Source organism: Streptomyces sp. 2A115, assembly GCF_052245575.1.
In the GTDB taxonomy this organism is placed as follows: Bacteria; Actinomycetota; Actinomycetes; order Streptomycetales; family Streptomycetaceae; genus Streptomyces.
Window position 1 is genome coordinate 101,632 of record NZ_JBQQCG010000001.1, and the last position, 15,997, is coordinate 117,628.

At 70.8% G+C, this 15,997-nt stretch carries 18 protein-coding genes; 12 read left to right on the forward strand and 6 right to left on the reverse strand.

Annotated elements, in window-relative coordinates:
• Positions 1 to 90: 90 nt before the first annotated feature.
• A complete protein-coding gene (locus ACTWQR_RS00455; protein WP_443224796.1) occupies positions 91 to 258 on the reverse strand; it encodes a hypothetical protein in 168 nt (55 codons plus the stop codon).
• A 230-nt stretch (positions 259 to 488) separates the two neighbouring features.
• Between ACTWQR_RS00455 and ACTWQR_RS00460 the strand changes: the two genes are divergently transcribed.
• The 4 genes from ACTWQR_RS00460 (at position 489) to ACTWQR_RS00475 (ending at position 4,760) form a co-directional block, all read left to right on the forward strand.
• Positions 489 to 1,724: an NYN domain-containing protein gene (locus ACTWQR_RS00460; protein ID WP_443224797.1), complete on the forward strand. Its 1,236-nt coding sequence runs from the start codon at positions 489 to 491 to the stop codon at positions 1,722 to 1,724.
• Between the two features lie 361 nt (positions 1,725 to 2,085).
• Positions 2,086 to 3,117: an ABC transporter ATP-binding protein gene (locus ACTWQR_RS00465; RefSeq protein WP_443224798.1), complete on the forward strand. Its 1,032-nt coding sequence runs from the start codon at positions 2,086 to 2,088 to the stop codon at positions 3,115 to 3,117.
• Positions 3,118 to 3,232: 115 nt separating this feature from the next.
• The gene (locus ACTWQR_RS00470) at positions 3,233 to 4,075 is read left to right on the forward strand and encodes an ABC transporter permease (protein ID WP_443224799.1); all 843 of its coding nucleotides are present in this window, start codon (positions 3,233 to 3,235) and stop codon (positions 4,073 to 4,075) included.
• A gap of 34 nt (positions 4,076 to 4,109) precedes the next feature.
• Positions 4,110 to 4,760 carry an AAA family ATPase gene (locus tag ACTWQR_RS00475; RefSeq protein WP_443224800.1) on the forward strand — a complete coding sequence of 217 codons (651 nt, stop codon included), beginning with the start codon at positions 4,110 to 4,112 and terminating at the stop codon, positions 4,758 to 4,760.
• Between the two features lie 226 nt (positions 4,761 to 4,986).
• Here ACTWQR_RS00475 and ybaK read toward each other — a convergent pair whose 3' ends face one another.
• The 4 genes from ybaK to ACTWQR_RS00495 all read right to left on the reverse strand — a co-directional run bounded on the left by ybaK (position 4,987) and on the right by ACTWQR_RS00495 (position 9,082).
• Positions 4,987 to 5,487 carry a Cys-tRNA(Pro) deacylase gene (ybaK, locus tag ACTWQR_RS00480; RefSeq protein ID WP_443224801.1) on the reverse strand — a complete coding sequence of 167 codons (501 nt, stop codon included), beginning with the start codon at positions 5,485 to 5,487 and terminating at the stop codon, positions 4,987 to 4,989.
• Positions 5,488 to 5,564: 77 nt separating this feature from the next.
• Positions 5,565 to 6,305 (reverse strand): LON peptidase substrate-binding domain-containing protein, encoded by a 741-nt coding sequence (locus ACTWQR_RS00485; protein ID WP_443224802.1) that lies wholly within the window; start codon positions 6,303 to 6,305, stop codon positions 5,565 to 5,567.
• A gap of 11 nt (positions 6,306 to 6,316) precedes the next feature.
• A complete protein-coding gene (locus ACTWQR_RS00490; RefSeq protein WP_443224803.1) occupies positions 6,317 to 7,360 on the reverse strand; it encodes a hypothetical protein in 1,044 nt (347 codons plus the stop codon).
• Positions 7,361 to 7,501: 141 nt separating this feature from the next.
• Positions 7,502 to 9,082, reverse strand: a complete 1,581-nt coding sequence (locus tag ACTWQR_RS00495; RefSeq protein ID WP_443224804.1) for an oxidoreductase — start codon at positions 9,080 to 9,082, stop codon at positions 7,502 to 7,504.
• Between the two features lie 237 nt (positions 9,083 to 9,319).
• Here ACTWQR_RS00495 and hisD point away from each other — a divergent pair, with 237 nt between their 5' ends.
• From hisD to hisF, 8 genes are read left to right on the forward strand one after another with little or no spacing between them, the layout of a single operon-like run.
• The gene (gene hisD, locus ACTWQR_RS00500) at positions 9,320 to 10,669 is read left to right on the forward strand and encodes a histidinol dehydrogenase (protein ID WP_443224805.1); all 1,350 of its coding nucleotides are present in this window, start codon (positions 9,320 to 9,322) and stop codon (positions 10,667 to 10,669) included.
• Complete coding sequence (locus ACTWQR_RS00505) at positions 10,666 to 11,814, forward strand: histidinol-phosphate transaminase (RefSeq protein WP_443224806.1); 1,149 nt, start codon at positions 10,666 to 10,668, stop codon at positions 11,812 to 11,814. Before hisD ends, ACTWQR_RS00505 begins: the two co-directional genes overlap by 4 nt.
• Complete coding sequence (gene hisB, locus ACTWQR_RS00510; RefSeq protein ID WP_443224807.1) at positions 11,811 to 12,404, forward strand: imidazoleglycerol-phosphate dehydratase HisB; 594 nt, start codon at positions 11,811 to 11,813, stop codon at positions 12,402 to 12,404. Before ACTWQR_RS00505 ends, hisB begins: the two co-directional genes overlap by 4 nt.
• A 3-nt stretch (positions 12,405 to 12,407) precedes the next feature.
• Positions 12,408 to 12,572, forward strand: coding sequence for a hypothetical protein (locus ACTWQR_RS00515; protein WP_443224808.1), 165 nt, complete (start codon positions 12,408 to 12,410; stop codon positions 12,570 to 12,572).
• The gene (hisH, locus tag ACTWQR_RS00520) at positions 12,563 to 13,213 is read left to right on the forward strand and encodes an imidazole glycerol phosphate synthase subunit HisH (RefSeq protein WP_443224809.1); all 651 of its coding nucleotides are present in this window, start codon (positions 12,563 to 12,565) and stop codon (positions 13,211 to 13,213) included. Before ACTWQR_RS00515 ends, hisH begins: the two co-directional genes overlap by 10 nt.
• Before the next feature lie 8 nt (positions 13,214 to 13,221).
• Positions 13,222 to 13,953, forward strand: coding sequence for a bifunctional 1-(5-phosphoribosyl)-5-((5-phosphoribosylamino)methylideneamino)imidazole-4-carboxamide isomerase/phosphoribosylanthranilate isomerase PriA (gene priA / locus ACTWQR_RS00525; RefSeq protein WP_443224810.1), 732 nt, complete (start codon positions 13,222 to 13,224; stop codon positions 13,951 to 13,953).
• A complete protein-coding gene (locus tag ACTWQR_RS00530; protein ID WP_443224811.1) occupies positions 13,950 to 14,348 on the forward strand; it encodes a RidA family protein in 399 nt (132 codons plus the stop codon). Before priA ends, ACTWQR_RS00530 begins: the two co-directional genes overlap by 4 nt.
• A complete protein-coding gene (gene hisF / locus ACTWQR_RS00535; protein WP_443224812.1) occupies positions 14,345 to 15,100 on the forward strand; it encodes an imidazole glycerol phosphate synthase subunit HisF in 756 nt (251 codons plus the stop codon). Before ACTWQR_RS00530 ends, hisF begins: the two co-directional genes overlap by 4 nt.
• 253 nt (positions 15,101 to 15,353) lie before the next feature.
• Here the strand turns inward: hisF and ACTWQR_RS00540 are convergent, their stop codons facing one another.
• A complete protein-coding gene (locus tag ACTWQR_RS00540) occupies positions 15,354 to 15,992 on the reverse strand; it encodes a TetR/AcrR family transcriptional regulator (RefSeq protein ID WP_443224813.1) in 639 nt (212 codons plus the stop codon).
• Positions 15,993 to 15,997: the final 5 nt, after the last annotated feature.

Here is a 15,997-nt window from a genome sequence, read left to right on the forward strand (position 1 = left end):
GCGGAATACGTGAGTTGAAGCACCAAGGGGCGCGCCCGCGCAGGGCGCGCCCCTTTTTTTTTGCGTTTACCGGTTCGCCTGTCCCGGTGGTCAGTTGTGGCCGAACTTCTTCTGCCGTTTGGCCCCACCGGCGAACTGGGCAGGACCGGTCGACGGGCTCGGCTCCGCGGACCCCATCCGCTCGGCGCCGCGCTCGGCCGCCTGTTCATGTCCGCGGTCCTGTTCGCCGGCCTGCTTGCGGTTCTTGTTCTTGGCCATGGTGATTTCCTCCTACGGGGGATTCAAGGGCCAGGGACGGGATCAGATTCACATAGGCTGACAAGTGGCGCATTTCAGAGAATTACCGTGCGTAATAAGCCCTGTCGGTGAGTGATATTCCGATCCGCCACGCCGAAGATCGAGTTCCGGCCGTTAACCTCCGCGCCGTCGGGCAGACTCGAAGGAAACCCGAACCCCGAAGCAAACCTCCCGGAAAGAGGGTGGATCGAGTGGACCGCTGCATCGTCCTGGTGGACGCCGGGTATCTGCTCGGAGCCGCCGCCAGTCTCCTCGCCGGGGAGCCTTCGCGATCCCGGATCACCGTCGATCATTCGGCCCTGATCCAAGGGCTGCGCGAGCGCGCCGAGTCCGACACGGAGCGCCCTCTGTTGCGCATCTACTGGTTCGACGGTGCCCCCGACCGCGTACCGCAGCCGGAACACCGCAGGCTCCGGGTGATGCCGCGGGTGACGGTCCGCCTGGGTGCGCTGACCCGCAGCGACGGGCGGTGGGCGCAGAAGGGCGTCGACGCCGCCATGCACGCCGAGCTCACGGAACTGGCGCGCAACCGTGCCTGCTCCGACGTCGTGCTGGTCACCGGCGACGGGGATCTGCTGCCCGGCATGATGGCCGCCAAGGAACACGGGGTCGCCGTGCACCTGTGGGCCGTGCAGGCCGCCGACGGCGACTACAACCAGTCGGAGGATCTCGTCGCCGAGGCCGACGAGCGGCGCGTGCTCGACCGGATCTGGATCACCAAGGCCGTGCGGGCCAAGGACCTCGGCGGCATCTGTGCGCCGCCCCCCGTTCCCCGGCCCGAGATCGCCGCGATCCTCTCGGCGCCGCTTCCCGAGTCCGCGCTGCCCGCCACGGGCGAGCGGCCCTCGCGGGAGGACCAGCACGCGCACACTCACTCGCACGTGCAGGCGGCCGCGAGTGAGAACGGTACGGAGGAGCGGGCGCCGGCCACCAAGGGCGTGCCCACACCGAAGGATCTGGCCGCCCTGCGCGCGCCCGGCCCGCAGGCCACGCGGCACCCCGCGGACGCGACCCTGCGCTGGTCCTCCGACAAGGGCTGGGTCGACCGGCCCGGGACCGCCGCCGAGTCCGCGGAGGCCGCCCTGCTGCCGACGCTCGCGCAGCTCACCACGGCCGAGCAGCGGTGGGCCGATCGTGAGGAGGACATCACGACGGTGGGCGGCGATCCGTACGAGGTCGGGCAGGTGTTCGCGCGGCGGTGGATGGAGCGGCTGTCGGACCCGGCGCAGCTGCAGAAGCTGTCCACGATGTATCCGAGGGTGCCGCACCGGATCGACGGGGAACTGCTGCGGTACGCGGCCCGGTTCGGGCTGCTCGCCCACAAGGACGACCAGATCGACGAGCACGACCGGTATGCGATCCGGGCCGGGTTCTGGCGGGAGATCGACGTACGGACCGCTGCGGAACACGCTCCCGCGGGGGAGTAGGGGGTCGGCTGAGGTTGGTTCGGTGCGGGTCGGCGAGCGTTGTGTGTGAGCTGCGGGTCCGTGGGGGCTGGGCGCGCCCACGATGGGGGTCCCCCCGCTCGAGCGAAGCCGAGAGTGGGGGAGGAGCCGCACAACGTCACAGCCCCGCGCCCCGCCCCTGAAGGGGCACGACCCAGCGTCGTTGACCGCGGGTGGTGGGGGTTGAGCGTGCCCACGATGGGGGTTCCCCCGCTCGAGCGAAGCCGAGAGTGAGGGAGGAGCCGCACAATGTCACAGCCCGGCGCCCCTTGCGGGGTCGATATCGGGCGTATGCCCGCCCCGGGCATCGCTCCGGGGCCGGGACCCCGTACTCTCAATCCTCGTGAGTACGCGTACCGCACAGGCAGTCCGGAACGGGCACGGTGGGGATGTCGTGTGCGCGGTGCGGGATCTGACCAAGACGTATCCGGCGGTGCGCGGGCGGCGCGGAACACCCGGTACGCCCGAGGTTCGGGCCACCGACGGGGTACGGATCGACATCAGGCGCGGCGAGATCTTCGGGCTGCTCGGTCCGAACGGCGCCGGCAAGACCACCCTCGTACGGCAGCTGACCGGGCTGATGCGCCCCGACCGCGGCAGCGTCGAGATCCTCGGGCACGACATCGTGCGCCACCCCGAGCGGGCGGCACGGATCCTCGCGTACCTCGGGCAGGAGTCCACCGCGCTCGACGAGCTGACGGTGTCGCTCGCCGCGGAGACCACCGGGCGGCTGCGCGGGCTCGACGTGCGCAGCGCGCGGGCCGAGCGGGACACGGTTCTCGAGGAGCTGGGGCTCACGGCCCTGGCCGCGCGCCCGCTGAAGAAGCTGTCCGGCGGGCAGCGCAGGCTCGCCTGCTTCGCCACCACGCTCGTCGGCGCGCGGCCGCTCCTCGTCCTCGACGAGCCGACCACCGGCATGGACCCCGTCGCGCGCCGTGCCGTCTGGGGCGCCGTCGACCGGCGCCGGGCCGAGCACGCGACGACGGTCCTCCTGGTCACCCACAACGTCATCGAGGCGGAGACGGTCCTCGACCGGGTCGCCGTGCTCGACAAGGGCCGCGTCATCGCCTGCGACACCCCCTCCGGGCTGAAGGAGACGGTCGCCGGCGAGGTGCGCCTCGAACTCCTCTGGCGCGAGCGCGCCCCCCTCGACGTCCCCGAGGTCGCCGCGCTTCGCGACCGCGCCGTAGAGTCGGGGCGCCGCTGGTCGCTGAGGCTGGCCCCCGAGGAGGCTCGCGCGGCCGTCGCAGCCGTCACCGGCGGCGCCGCCTTCGCGGCCCTGGACGACTTCACGCTCGCCACGCCGAGCCTGGAGGACGTGTACCTGGCGCTGGGCGGCAGCACCGGAAACGTACGGGGGTTGGTCAAGGCATGAGCGCAGCGGCCTCCGCAGCCGTACGGAACACGTGCGGACAGAACAGGTGCGGACGCGACACGTGCAGACGGAACAGGTACAGGACGACAGCCGAAGCGAACAGGAGCCGCTCGACGTGAGTGTCGTACCCGCCGAGGTCCTGCCCGGCGCAGCCCGCGCGGACGGGAGCCCGGCCGTGGACACCGAGGACGGTGTCCGCGCCGTCGCCGGACTCGGACCGCGTGCGCGGCTGTGGCCGGCACTGGCCGCCGTGTACCGGGCACAGCTCTCCCGGGCCCGGGTGGCGCGGATCCCGCTGCTGTTCGTGGCCACCTTCCAGTCCATCGGGATCATGGTCCTGATGCGCGGGGTGGTGGACGGCGGGCGCGAGGCGCAGGCCGTGGTGGCCGGTTCGTCGGTCCTCGTGGTCGCGTTCGTCGCGCTCAACCTGCTCGCCCAGTACTTCGGGCAGCTGCGTGCCAGCGGCGGCCTCGACCACTACGCGACACTGCCTGTGCCGCCCGCCGCCGTCGTGCTGGGCGCGGCGGCCGCGTACGCCTCCTTCACCGTGCCCGGGACCCTCGTCACCGCCGTGGTCGGCAGTGTGCTCTTCGGGCTGCCGCTGACGCACCTGTGGATCCTCGCCGCGGTGATCCCGCTCGCGGGCGCGGCGCTCGCCGGGCTCGGGGCGGCGCTGGGTCTGCTCGCGCCGCGGCCCGAACTCGCCACGCTGCTTGGTCAGTTGGGGATGTCCGCGGTGCTGCTGCTCGGGGTGCTGCCGCCGGACCGGCTGCCTGCGGTCATCCAGTACGCGCGTGACCTGCTGCCCTCCACATACGGCGTCGAAGCCTTCGGGCTGACCTTCGGGGCGAACCCCGACTGGGGTGTGGTCCTGCTCGACCTCGCCGTGTGCGCGGGTGTCGGGGTCGTTTCGCTGGCCGTCGCGACCTGGGCCTATCGCCGGGCGGCCGTCCGGTGACGCGGCTGACAGGCAGGCCTGGCACGATGGCAGAGTGACCGCACCGCTGACTCCGCCTCCGCCCCCGCACAACCAGCCTCCGCACGACCTGTGGCAGGCGCCGCCCACCGGTGGTGCGCTCGGCCTCGCCGGTTATCAGGAGGACGGCCCCGGGATGAAGACCGAAATACGCGAGGCCGCCGTCATCACGGTCGCGATGGCGCTCGGTGGGGTGCTGCTCGGAGTGCTGTGGTGGTGGCTGGCGCCGCATGTGCCGCTGGTCTCGGACGCGGAGACGGTCTTCCTCCAGGACACGGAGGGGGAGCAGGCCGTCGGGGTGGACGGCACGTTCATCCTGCTCGCGCTCGGGTTCGGCCTGGTCAGCGCACTGGTCGTCTTTCTCATACGTCGCCGCGGCGGCATCCCGCTCGTCATCGCGCTCACCCTCGGCGGCATCCTCGGCTCCCTGCTCGCCTGGCGCCTCGGCATCTGGCTGGGCCCCGAGCAGGACGTGGCGGCCCACGCCAAGGAGGTCGGCAAGGGCGTCACCTTCGACGCACCCTTGGAACTCAACGCCAAGGGTGCCCTACTGGCCTGGTCCCTCGGGGCCCTCGTGGTCCACCTGGGCCTGATGGCATTGTTCGCTCCGCGGGACCCGGACCCGTACCAGCAGAACCAATACCCTCCGGCTCCGCCGACTTCATAAGGGGCGCGGGGCGGTGACATTGTGCGGCTCCGCCGCCGGGGTGCGACCAGCCCCACGACCCCAGCCGAACATCAAACCCAGCGGAGCGTCACCGCCGAACCCGCGGAGCGCTACGCAGGCCGGTGCCCGTGGTTGGACCGCCCCTTCTTGACCCGCCATTTCCGCTTACGCGTCTTCTTGGACATGTCCTCCGTGCTTAACGGAGAACCTCGCATCCGTCGAGACCTCACGCACGGCCAACAGGCGCCAACACCGCGTCCGTGAGTTTGGCCAAGTCCTCCGGAGCGAGCTCGACCTCAAGCCCTCGGCGCCCCGCCGAGACACAGATCGTGGCGTGGGCCGAGGCCGACGAATCCAACACCGTACGGAGCTTCTTCCGCTGGCCGAGCGGAGAAATGCCCCCGCGCACATACCCGGCGGAGCGCTCCGCGGCGGCCGGATCGGCCATCGCGGCCCGCTTGCCTCCCACCGCCGCGGCCAGCGCCTTCAGGTCGAGCGAACCCGCCACGGGCACCACGGCGACCGTGAGCTCACCGTCGACGTCCGCGACCAGCGTCTTGAAGACCCGCTCCGGAGAGACGCCCATCGCCTCGGCCGCCTCCTCGCCGTACGAGGGATGCGACGGGTCGTGCTCATAGGCGTGGACCGTGAACTCGACCCCCGCCGCGGCAAGCGCGACGGTCGCGGGCGTCCCGCCCGCCTGCTGCTTCTTCGACTTCTTCGCCAAGAGACCTACGCCTTACGTCAGTTGAGGCTTACCTCAGTCAGGACCTGCCTCAAGACCCACCTCGGTCAAGACTCACGTCAGTTGAGACTCGTCGGCCCCCGCGTCAGCTCCGACGCGGGCAGCGACGGCAGATTACGGATGATCGCGGTCTCCGCACGCAGCAGTGTCAGCTCCTCCCGGAGCCGGGACGCCGTGTCCGGGGCCTGGAGAAGCCGCTGCTTCGCCGGCACGTCGAGCATCGCCGCGGCCGCGACCAGGTACGAGACGACGGCCGGTTCGTCCGGCAGATCGGCCCCGGTCGACAGGGACCGCTCCCGCGCACCCGCCAGCCGCTTCTGGTACTGCCGGAAAGCCCGCAGCACCCCCTCGGCCAGCGCCCCCGCCTCCTCGCCGGGCTCCTCCGCCAGCTCCTCCAGCTCGGCCATCAGGTAGGCCCCGGAGGAGTCCACGGAGAGCAGCCGCACCCGGGTCGTCCCGGTGGCCAGTACCTCGAAGCTGCCGTCGGCCCGCTCCCGGATGGTCGCGGCGTCCGCGACGCACCCCACGTCGTGGAAGGCCTTCGTCGGATCGTCGCCGAAGCCGGCCGCGGGCCCGCGCCGCAGTACGGCCGTCTGGTCCGGCATGCCGGGCGAGCTGGGCGCGACCTCGTGGCCGTCGCGGATGGCGACGACGGCGAACCGGCGCGGCTCGTCCTCGGGAGTCTTCATCAGATCCCGCATCATGGCGCGATAGCGCTCCTCGAAGACGTTCAGGGGCAGCACGAGCCCGGGGAACAGCACCGAGTTCAGGGGGAAGAGGGGGAGCCGGACGGTGGTCACGACGCGAAAGCCTAGTGGTCGCCGGAGGTAGCGCGTCCGCCGCGGTCACTCCGTGGATACGGAAGGTCCGCGGCGCGTAGTTTCAGGGGCAGTCCCGAGGCCACTTCGAGCCTTATTCCGTCGCGCAGTTCGAGGAACTGGCCGAGCGGATCGTCCGAGACCCGGTCCCAGGGGAACGAGGTGGCGTACGGCCCGATCAGGCGCAGCTGTTCCAGCGCGTCCTCCCAGCGTTCGAGGCGGATCAGCACGTAGGTGAGCAGGTTGCGGACCTCCGCGGGCCACGGGTCGGCGGCCGCGTACTCCTCGGACACGGCGATCGCGAGGTCGGCCGCCGCGTGCAGCCGATCGCTCGGCACGACGGTCCTGCCGCCCTCGGTCAGGTACGCGAAGGCCGCGCGCACCGGCAGCGCCTGGACGAGGGAGCCGGGCAGCGCGTCCTGCGCGGCCCGCTCGGCGAAGTCGAAGCACTCGCGGTGCGAGCCGTACCAGGCGGCGGACAGGTACTTCAGGGCGGCCACATGGCAGCCGTAGTGGTGCGGGGAGCGGCGCACGGCCTCGCCCCAGAGCTGCTCGAACTCGGTGTGCGGCACGTTCGTGCCCCGCGCGTGGTCGAGCGCGATCCGCCACGGCACCGGGTCGCGCGGGTCGCCCTCGGCGGCCGCGGAGATCAGCGGCGACACCTGGCGCAGCAGCTCGGCACGGGCCGGCGACTCCCAGCCCCGGCACACCTCGAGTTCGGCCTTGACCAGCAGCGAGTCCGGGTCGTGCGGGGCTGCCGACCGCCACTCGTCGAACCACTCGGCCCGGGAGCGCGCGAAGGCGGCGAGGCGCGTCGCGTAGCGGTCCCGGTTCTCCCACTCGGCGGCCTCCCGGGTGGTGGCGAGCAGCTTGGCGGCGGGCCCGTACTCGCCCCGGCCCGCGGCGACCAGCGCGGGACCGAGCCGCTCGTCGGGGGCGTCGAGCAGCACTTCGTCGTCCGTGGGCAGACCGGTGGCGAGACGTGAGGTGTTCCGTGCCATCCGGACCGTACGGATGAGGGCGCGCAGTAATGCCATGGTGCCCTGTTCCCCCCTGCGCCTGAACCGGCGCCGCTCTCGCGGGCCGGGTGCTCGCCGTCTTGGCCGCTCAATCAATTGATGGTTGCGGTCTGAAGACAGCTGAAATGAGCCAATGGTTGCACCCGTCCAGGAAGCAGTTCAGCCTCTGCGCAGCAGCCTCGTCGCGCCCGCCGCCACCGTCGTCGCCAGGACCCAGCCCAGCAGGATCACCGCCGCGCCCAGCCACTGCCAGCCGCCGCGCAGCTGCCAGTAGCCGGCCTGGCCGAGGTCGATGACCGGCAGGAGCAGGTCCAGGGCGAACAGCGACGGGTTCCACGGCGGATGCTCGCCGCTCTTGAGCGGCGGATGGTCGGCGTGCCGGAAGGCGATCGAGGTGGCCGCCCACAGCACCGCCATCCAGACGGCGGCCCGACCCGGCCGGTACCCGTAGGCGACCGTCCAGTCCTGCGCGTACCCCCAGAGCTTGGCGGCGATCGGCAGGTTCTCGCGTCTGTGCCGCTGCTTGGCGAGCAGCACCTCGCGCGCGTCCTCGTCCTCGCCGCCGTTGCGCAGCACGGTGGCCAGCCGCTCGTACGGCTCCGGGTTGTACTCCGGGGTCGCCGCGGCCACCCACTCCAGGCGCCTGGTCAGCGGGAACGGGCCGCGCGGCACCAGGTTCTCGTACTGGAAGCCGCCCATCTGCAGCTGGCCCGCGCCCGGCCAGCTGTCCGCCTGGTCGACCAGGTTGACCACCCGCGCCCCGTTCAGCACGACCCGCCCCCGCTGCGGCCTCTCGCCCTGGAAACGCAGCTCGGGCGCCTGGACGCGGCGCAGCGAGATCTCCTGGTCGTGTTGCAGGGTGAAGCGTGCCTGTCCGAAGTCCACGGCGTCCCCGAACCGGCCGTCGTCGAGCCGGATCCCGCCCTCGCTCTCGAACCGCTGCACGCGCGTGCCGCGCGCCGGTGTCCGGCCGCTCGTCTGCAGGGGATTGCTGACGCCCGCCGGGGTCATGTACAGCGTCCGCCCGACGGTCAGTTGCGGGGCGTTCAGCGCGATGCGCGAGTACGGATTGGCCAGCCTGCTGCCGCGCAGGCTGAGGGAGACGCCGACCGTGGCGCCGCGCAGGCTCAGCTCGCCGTGCGACTCCAGCATCTCGGCCTGGAGGTCCTGGCCCACGGTCATCCCGTCGCCGGTGATGGAGCGGCCGCGCCGGTCCCGGTAGACGATGGCCTGGTTGAGCAGCAGATCCGTGCCGATGTGCGCGTCGGTGAGGCGTACGCCGTTGTGGAAGCGGCAGCGCGGCAGATGCAGGTCGCCCTCGGTGTGCAGCCGGGCCGCCTCCAGACGCGGCACCGAGCAGTCCACCAGTCGCACGGTCGTGAACCTGGCCTCGGGCAGCAGGATCTCCTTCTCGAACCGGCAGCCCTTCATCTCGACGTACGGCACGACCGTGCCGCCCGCGAGGTCGAACACGTCGATGATCTGGACGCCGGTCAGCTTGAGGGACGAGACGCGGCCGTCGAGCGCGGGCGGTCCGTCCAGCAGCAGCCAGGCCATGATCCGGGCCCGCACGCTGCGCTCGGGGCCCCACGGATGGCCGCCGTGCGGATCGTCCATGATCGAGTCGCCGGCACGCAGGTCGTACACGCTGCCGTTGCGGAACGCCTGCCACATGCCGGCCTCGGCGGCGGTCAGGTCGTCGGGCAGGTCTCCGGCGAGGGTGCCGGCACCCTGGGTCACGGTTCTTCCCTCTCTCCCCTGTTACTCGCGGGTTTCATACAGTCGTTCAGGTGATTCCCGCTGGGTGACGCCCCGAACGCCAACCGTGAGGGCGATCTTCCGGAACACGTAACAGCCGCGAAATCGGGCCACGCCCGGACGCGGACGCCAGTCCTGTCCCAGCGCCCGGCGCCCAGCCTGTATCAACGACTGATACAGGCGTCCGGCGCCCGATCCCGGTCTGAGAGAATTGCCTGTGTGATCTCCCGAATCGATCTGCGCGGCGACGCCCTCCCCGAGGGCTCCGCCCTGCGCGACCTGCTGCCCCGAGCCGACTTCGACGTATCAGCCGCCCTGGAGAAGGTGCGTCCGATCTGCGAGGCCGTGCATCATCGGGGCGACGCGGCGCTGATCGACTACGCGGAGAGGTTCGACGGCGTACGGCTCGACCAGGTGCGCGTGCCCGCGGCGGCGCTCACCCGGGCCCTGGACGAGCTCGACCCGGCCGTCCGCGCGGCCCTGGAGGAGTCCATCCGCCGCGCCCGCATCGTCCACCGCGAGCAGCGCCGCACCACGCACACCACTCAGGTCGTGCCCGGCGGCTCGGTCACCGAGAAGTGGGTGCCGGTCGAGCGGGTCGGGCTGTACGCGCCCGGCGGCCGGTCCGTCTACCCGTCCTCCGTGATCATGAACGTGGTCCCGGCGCAGGAGGCCGGCGTCGGCTCGATCGCGCTCGCCTCTCCGGCCCAGTCGGACTTCGGCGGTCTGCCGCACCCCACGATCCTGGCCGCCTGTGCGCTGCTCGGCGTCGACGAGGTGTACGCGGTCGGCGGCGCCACGGCCGTCGCGATGTTCGCGTACGGCACCGAGTCCTGCGCGTCCGCCAACATGGTCACCGGCCCCGGCAACATCTGGGTCGCCGCCGCCAAGCGCTACTTCACCGGCAAGATCGGCATCGACACCGAGGCCGGCCCGACCGAGATCGCGGTCCTCGCGGACGAGACCGCCAGTCCGGTGCACGTGGCATCCGACCTGATCAGCCAGGCAGAACACGACCCGCTCGCGGCAGCCATCCTCGTCACCGACTCGGTCGCGCTGGCCGACGCGGTGGAGAAGGAGCTGGAGCCGCAGGTCGCGGCCAGCAAGCACGTCGAGGACCGGATCGTCCCGGCGCTGAACGGCAGGCAGTCCGCGATCGTGCTGGTCGACGGCGTCGACGAGGGCCTGCGGGTCGTCGACGCGTACGGCGCCGAGCACCTGGAGATCCAGACGGCGGACGCCGCCGCGGTCGCGGACCGCGTGAAGAACGCCGGCGCGATCTTCGTCGGCCCCTGGGCGCCCGTGTCGCTGGGCGACTACGCGGCCGGTTCCAACCACGTACTCCCGACCGGTGGTTGCGCCTGCCACTCCTCGGGCCTGTCGGTCCAGTCCTTCCTGCGCGGGATCCACATCGTCGACTACACGCGCGACGCCCTCGCGGAGGTGGCGCACCATGTGGTGACGCTCGCGGAGGCGGAGGACCTGCCGGCGCACGGCGCGGCGATCAAGGCCCGTTTTGCCGCAGGCGAACAAAACTGGCAGAGCGGATGGAAGGTGCCCGGCAAGTGAGTTCCTTTGGGATCGACGACCTTCCCGTCCGGGACGAGCTGCGCGGCAAGTCCCCGTACGGCGCGCCCCAACTCGACGTCCCCGTACGCCTGAACACCAACGAGAACCCGTACCCGCTGCCCGATTCGCTCGTCGAGCGGATCACCGAGCGCGTGCGCGAGGCCGCCCGCAACCTCAACCGCTACCCGGACCGGGACGTGGTGGAGCTGCGCACCGAGCTGGCCAAGTACCTGACCAAGACCGGCAAGTACGCGATCGGCGTCGAGAACGTCTGGGCGGCCAACGGCTCGAACGAGGTCATCCAGCAGCTGCTGCAGACCTTCGGCGGGCCCGGCCGGACGGCGATCGGCTTCGAGCCCTCGTACTCGATGCACGGCCTGATCTCGCGCGGCACCAGCACGGGGTGGATCTCCGGTCCGCGTAACGAGGACTTCACGATCGATCTCGCGGCCGCCGAGAAGGCGATCGCCGAGAACCGGCCGGACGTCGTCTTCATCACCACCCCCAACAACCCCACGGGCAACGCGGTTCCGGCCGAGACGGTCCTCGCTCTGTACGAGGCCGCGCAGGCGGCGCGTGCCAGTCAGGGTTCGGCGTCGATGGTCGTGGTCGACGAGGCGTACATCGAGTTCAGCCACGGCGACTCGCTCCTTCCGCTGCTCGAAGGTCGGCCGAATCTCGTCGTCTCGCGCACGATGTCGAAGGCGTTCGGCGCGGCCGGACTCCGCCTCGGCTATCTCGCCGCCCACCCGGCGGTCGTCGACGCGGTCCAGCTCGTTCGGCTGCCGTACCACCTGTCCGCCATCACGCAGGCGACCGCCCTGGCCGCCCTTGAACACACCGACACGCTGCTGGGATACGTCGAGCAGCTGAAGGCCGAGCGGGACCGGCTGGTCGCCGAACTGCGCGCGATCGGTTACGAAGTGACCGAGTCGGACGCGAACTTCGTGCAGTTCGGGCGGTTCGACGGCCGCGACGGCTCGCACACGGCCTGGCAGAAGATCCTCGACCAGGGCGTCCTGGTCCGGGACAACGGAGTGCCGGGGTGGCTGCGGGTCAGCGCCGGTACGCCGGAAGAGAACGACGCGTTCCTCGATGCGGTACGCGAACTGAAGAAGGACCTAGAACAGGAGCAGAGCGCATGAGTCGCGTCGGCCGTGTCGAACGCAATACCAAGGAGACCTCCGTTCTCGTCGAGATCGACCTCGACGGCAGCGGAAAGGTCGACGTGTCGACCGGGGTCGGCTTCTACGACCACATGCTCGACCAGCTCGGCCGCCACGGCCTGTTCGACCTCACGGTGAAGACCGAGGGCGACCTGCACATCGACTCGCACCACACCATCGAGGACTCGGCTCTGGCGCTGGGCGCGGCCTTCAAGCAGGCGCTCGGCGACAAGGTGGGGATCTACCGCTTCGGCAACTGCACGGTCCCGCTTGACGAGTCGCTCGCCCAGGTGACCGTCGACCTGTCCGGCCGTCCGTATCTCGTGCACACCGAGCCCGAGAAGATGGCGCCGATGATCGGCGAGTACGACACAACGATGACCCGGCACATCCTGGAGTCCTTCGTCGCGCAGGCCCAGATCGCGCTGCACGTGCACGTGCCGTACGGACGCAACGCGCACCACATCGTGGAGTGCCAGTTCAAGGCCCTTGCCCGGGCGCTGCGTTACGCCTCCGAGCGTGACCCGCGCGCGGCCGGCATCCTCCCGTCCACGAAGGGTGCCCTGTAAGCCATGAGCGGCCTCTCCACCACTCTGATCGTCGTCGGGCTCTTCCTGCTCGGCGGCGTCTACTCCTTTGTCAAACAGAAGATGCCGAAGGGCCTCATCGTGCTGCTCTCCATCGGCGCCGGTATGTGTCTCGTGGCGGGCGTCCTGAGGCTGGAGGTGTGGAATTGAGCACCCCTTCCAAACGAGTAGTCGTCTTTGACTACGGCTTCGGGAATGTCAGGTCCGCCGAACGCGCGCTCGCGCGCGCGGGTGCCGACGTCGAGATCACGCGTGACTTCGACACGGCCATGAACGCGGACGGGCTGCTGGTGCCCGGTGTGGGTGCCTTCGCCGCCTGCATGCAGGGCCTCAAGGAGGCGCGCGGCCACTGGATCGTCGACCGACGCCTCGCGGGCGGCCGCCCGGTCATGGGCATCTGCGTCGGCATGCAGATCCTCTTCGCGCGCGGCATCGAGCACGGCGTCGAGACCGAGGGCCTCGACGAGTGGCCCGGCTCGGTCGAGCCGCTCCAGGCCGAGATCGTGCCGCACATGGGCTGGAACACCGTCGAGGCGCCGGCCGGGTCGCAGCTCTTCGCGGGGCTCGACCCGGACGCCCGCTTCTACTTCGTGCACTCGTACGCCGCCCACGACTGGTCCCTGGAGATCACGAACCCGGCGATGCGGGCCCCCCTGGTCACCTGGTCCACGCACGGCAAGCCCTTCGTGGCGGCCGTCGAGAACGGCGCCCTGTGGGCCACCCAGTTCCACCCCGAGAAGTCCGGCGACGCCGGAGCGCAGCTGCTGAACAACTGGATCGGAACCCTCTGATGCCCCCGATGTCTTCCGTGAAGCTCGAACTCCTCCCCGCCGTGGACGTCCGTGACGGCCAGGCCGTCCGGCTCGTACACGGCGAGTCCGGTACGGAGACCTCGTACGGCTCTCCTCTGGAGGCCGCGCTCGCCTGGCAGAGCGCGGGCGCGGAGTGGCTGCACCTCGTCGACCTGGACGCCGCGTTCGGCACCGGCGACAACCGCAAGCTGATCGCCGAGGTCGCCGGCGCCATGGACATCAAGGTCGAGCTGTCCGGCGGCATTCGGGACGACGCTTCTCTGGCGGCCGCCCTCGCCACCGGCTGCACCCGGGTCAACCTCGGCACGGCCGCGCTGGAGACCCCGGAGTGGGTCGCCAAGGTCATCGCCGAGCACGGCGACAAGATCGCGGTCGGTCTCGACGTACGCGGTACGACCCTGCGCGGCCGCGGCTGGACCCGTGACGGCGGCGACCTCTACGAGACGCTGGAGCGGCTCAACTCCGAGGGCTGCGCCCGCTATGTCGTCACCGACATCGCGAAGGACGGCACGCTTCAGGGCCCCAACCTGGAGCTGCTGAAGAACGTCTGCGCGGCGACCGACCGTCCCGTGGTGGCCTCCGGAGGCGTGTCCTCCCTGGATGACCTGCGTGCCATCGCCGAGCTCGTGCCCCTCGGTGTCGAGGGCTCGATCGTCGGGAAGGCCCTGTACGCGAAGGCGTTCACCCTTGAAGAGGCCCTGGAGGCGGTAGCCAAGTGAGCGACGTGCGACGCGTCACGACCGGAACCGCGTGGGAGGAGGCATTCGGCTACTCACGCGCGGTGCAGCTGCCGAACGGTCTTGTGCTGGTTTCCGGCTGCACCTCGATAGTCGACGGCGAGATCGCCGGAGGCGGCCCGTACGAGCAGGCGGTCAACTCGTTCAACGTCGCGCTGGCGGCGCTGAAGGAGCTGGGCCTCGGCCTCGACGACGTCGTACGTACGCGCATGTACCTCACCCATGCCCGCGATGTGGACGACGTCGGACGCGCTCACAAGGAGCTGTTCGACTCCGTCCGGCCCGCGGCATCAATGATCATCGTCTCTGGTTTCGTGGACCCCAGCCTGGTGGTCGAGGTCGAGGTGGAGGCGTACCGAGAGGCACCCCAGTCATGACCCTGGCCGTACGAGTCATCCCCTGCCTGGACGTGGACAACGGCCGGGTCGTCAAGGGCGTCAACTTCCAGAACCTGCGCGACGCGGGCGACCCCGTCGAGATGGCCAAGGTGTACGACGCCGAGGGCGCCGACGAGCTGACGTTCCTGGACATCACGGCGTCCTCCGGGAACCGCGAGACCACGTACGACGTGGTGCGCCGCACGGCCGAGCAGGTCTTCATCCCGCTCACCGTGGGGGGCGGGGTACGCACGGCGGAGGACGTCGACAAGCTGCTGCGGGCCGGGGCGGACAAGGTCGGTGTGAACACCGCCGCCATCGCCCGGCCCGAACTGATCCGCGAGATCGCGGAGCGCTTCGGGCGGCAGGTGCTCGTGCTTTCGGTCGATGCGCGCAGGACTGAGAGCGGGTCCTTCGAGGTGACGACTCACGGTGGCCGCAAGGGCACCGGCCTCGACGCCGTCGAATGGGCGCACCAAGCGGCCGAGTTGGGGGCGGGCGAGATCCTGCTCAACTCGATGGACGCCGACGGTACGAAGGACGGCTACGACATCGAGATGATCGAGGCCGTCCGCAAGCACGTCAGCGTCCCATTGATCGCCAGTGGGGGAGCGGGGCGGCTGGCCCACTTCCCGCCCGCGATCGCCGCGGGTGCCGACGCCGTGCTCGCGGCGTCTGTCTTTCACTTCGGGGATCTGCGGATCGGTGAGGTGAAGCAGACGCTTCGGGAGGCGGGGCGGCCCGTGCGGTAACGCTCCGCTGGGCTTGGCGGGTTGGCGGGTTTGCGGGTGGGTGCGGGTTGGTGGGGGCTTGTCGCGCAGTTCCTCGCGCCCCTTGTGGGGTGTCTGTTGGGTTGTCGGGTGCCGGTTGGTTGTGGCTGGGCGCGCAGTTCCCCGCGCCCCTGAGGGGCGGGCTTGCTCGTCGTTGGCTGCGGGCCGTGGGGGTTGATCGCGCAGTTCCCCGCGCCCCTTACGGGGCGCGGCGCCGCGCCGGGGCTTTCACGGTTCAGTCGTCGAAGGTCGAGGCCAGGGTGTCGTGCTCCAAACCCAGGGCCGTTTCCGTGAAGTGGGCGATGGTGCGGGGGACGTCCACGATGCCCTGGTTCACGCCGATCGAGGAGTGGACGATGACGCCGTCCAGGGTTGTGAGGAGCTGCCAGGCCAGGGAGTCCGGGTCGTGCGGGGCGAAGCGTTCCTCGCGCAGGCCTCGTTCCAGAACCGCGACCAGAAGGCTGTGGGTCTTGCGCATGGCATGGTCGACGGCCGCGTGGACCCGGGGTTTGCGGGCCGCCAGGTACCAGGCGTCGAGCCATACCGTCTTGTGCGGCTCCGGGCTCTCCGAGACCCAGATGCGCAGCAGGTGCCGCAGGCCGTCCACCGCGTCGTCGAGCTCCTCGACCTCCCGGAACGTGCCCTCGAAGTCAGTCGTGACGGCGTGTGTGAACGCCTCCGCCTCCAGCGTCTCCACCGCGTCGAAGTAGTGGTGGACCAGGCCCGGCGCGCAGCCGAGCCGGGCGGCGACGCCGCGGTACGTCACGGCCGCGAGCCCCTCCTCCAGCGCGAGCGCCGCCGCCTCGATGATCTCCTGTCGCCGCTCGGCGGGGGACAGGCGTCGGCTCTTGGCGGTGGGCTGCGTTGCGCTCATAGGGG

Bases quoted from the DNA above. Each gene is read 5' to 3' on its own strand.
- ACTWQR_RS00455 (WP_443224796.1), bottom strand. From the start codon at position 258: ATGGCCAAGAACAAGAACCGCAAGCAGGCCGGCGAACAGGACCGCGGA.
- ACTWQR_RS00490 (WP_443224803.1), bottom strand. From the start codon at position 7,360: ATGGCATTACTGCGCGCCCTCATCCGTACGGTCCGGATGGCACGGAAC.
- hisB (WP_443224807.1), top strand. From the start codon at position 11,811: ATGAGTCGCGTCGGCCGTGTCGAACGCAATACCAAGGAGACCTCCGTT.
- ACTWQR_RS00515 (WP_443224808.1), top strand. From the start codon at position 12,408: ATGAGCGGCCTCTCCACCACTCTGATCGTCGTCGGGCTCTTCCTGCTC.
- priA (WP_443224810.1), top strand. From the start codon at position 13,222: ATGTCTTCCGTGAAGCTCGAACTCCTCCCCGCCGTGGACGTCCGTGAC.
- hisF (WP_443224812.1), top strand. From the start codon at position 14,345: ATGACCCTGGCCGTACGAGTCATCCCCTGCCTGGACGTGGACAACGGC.
- ACTWQR_RS00540 (WP_443224813.1), bottom strand. From the start codon at position 15,992: ATGAGCGCAACGCAGCCCACCGCCAAGAGCCGACGCCTGTCCCCCGCC.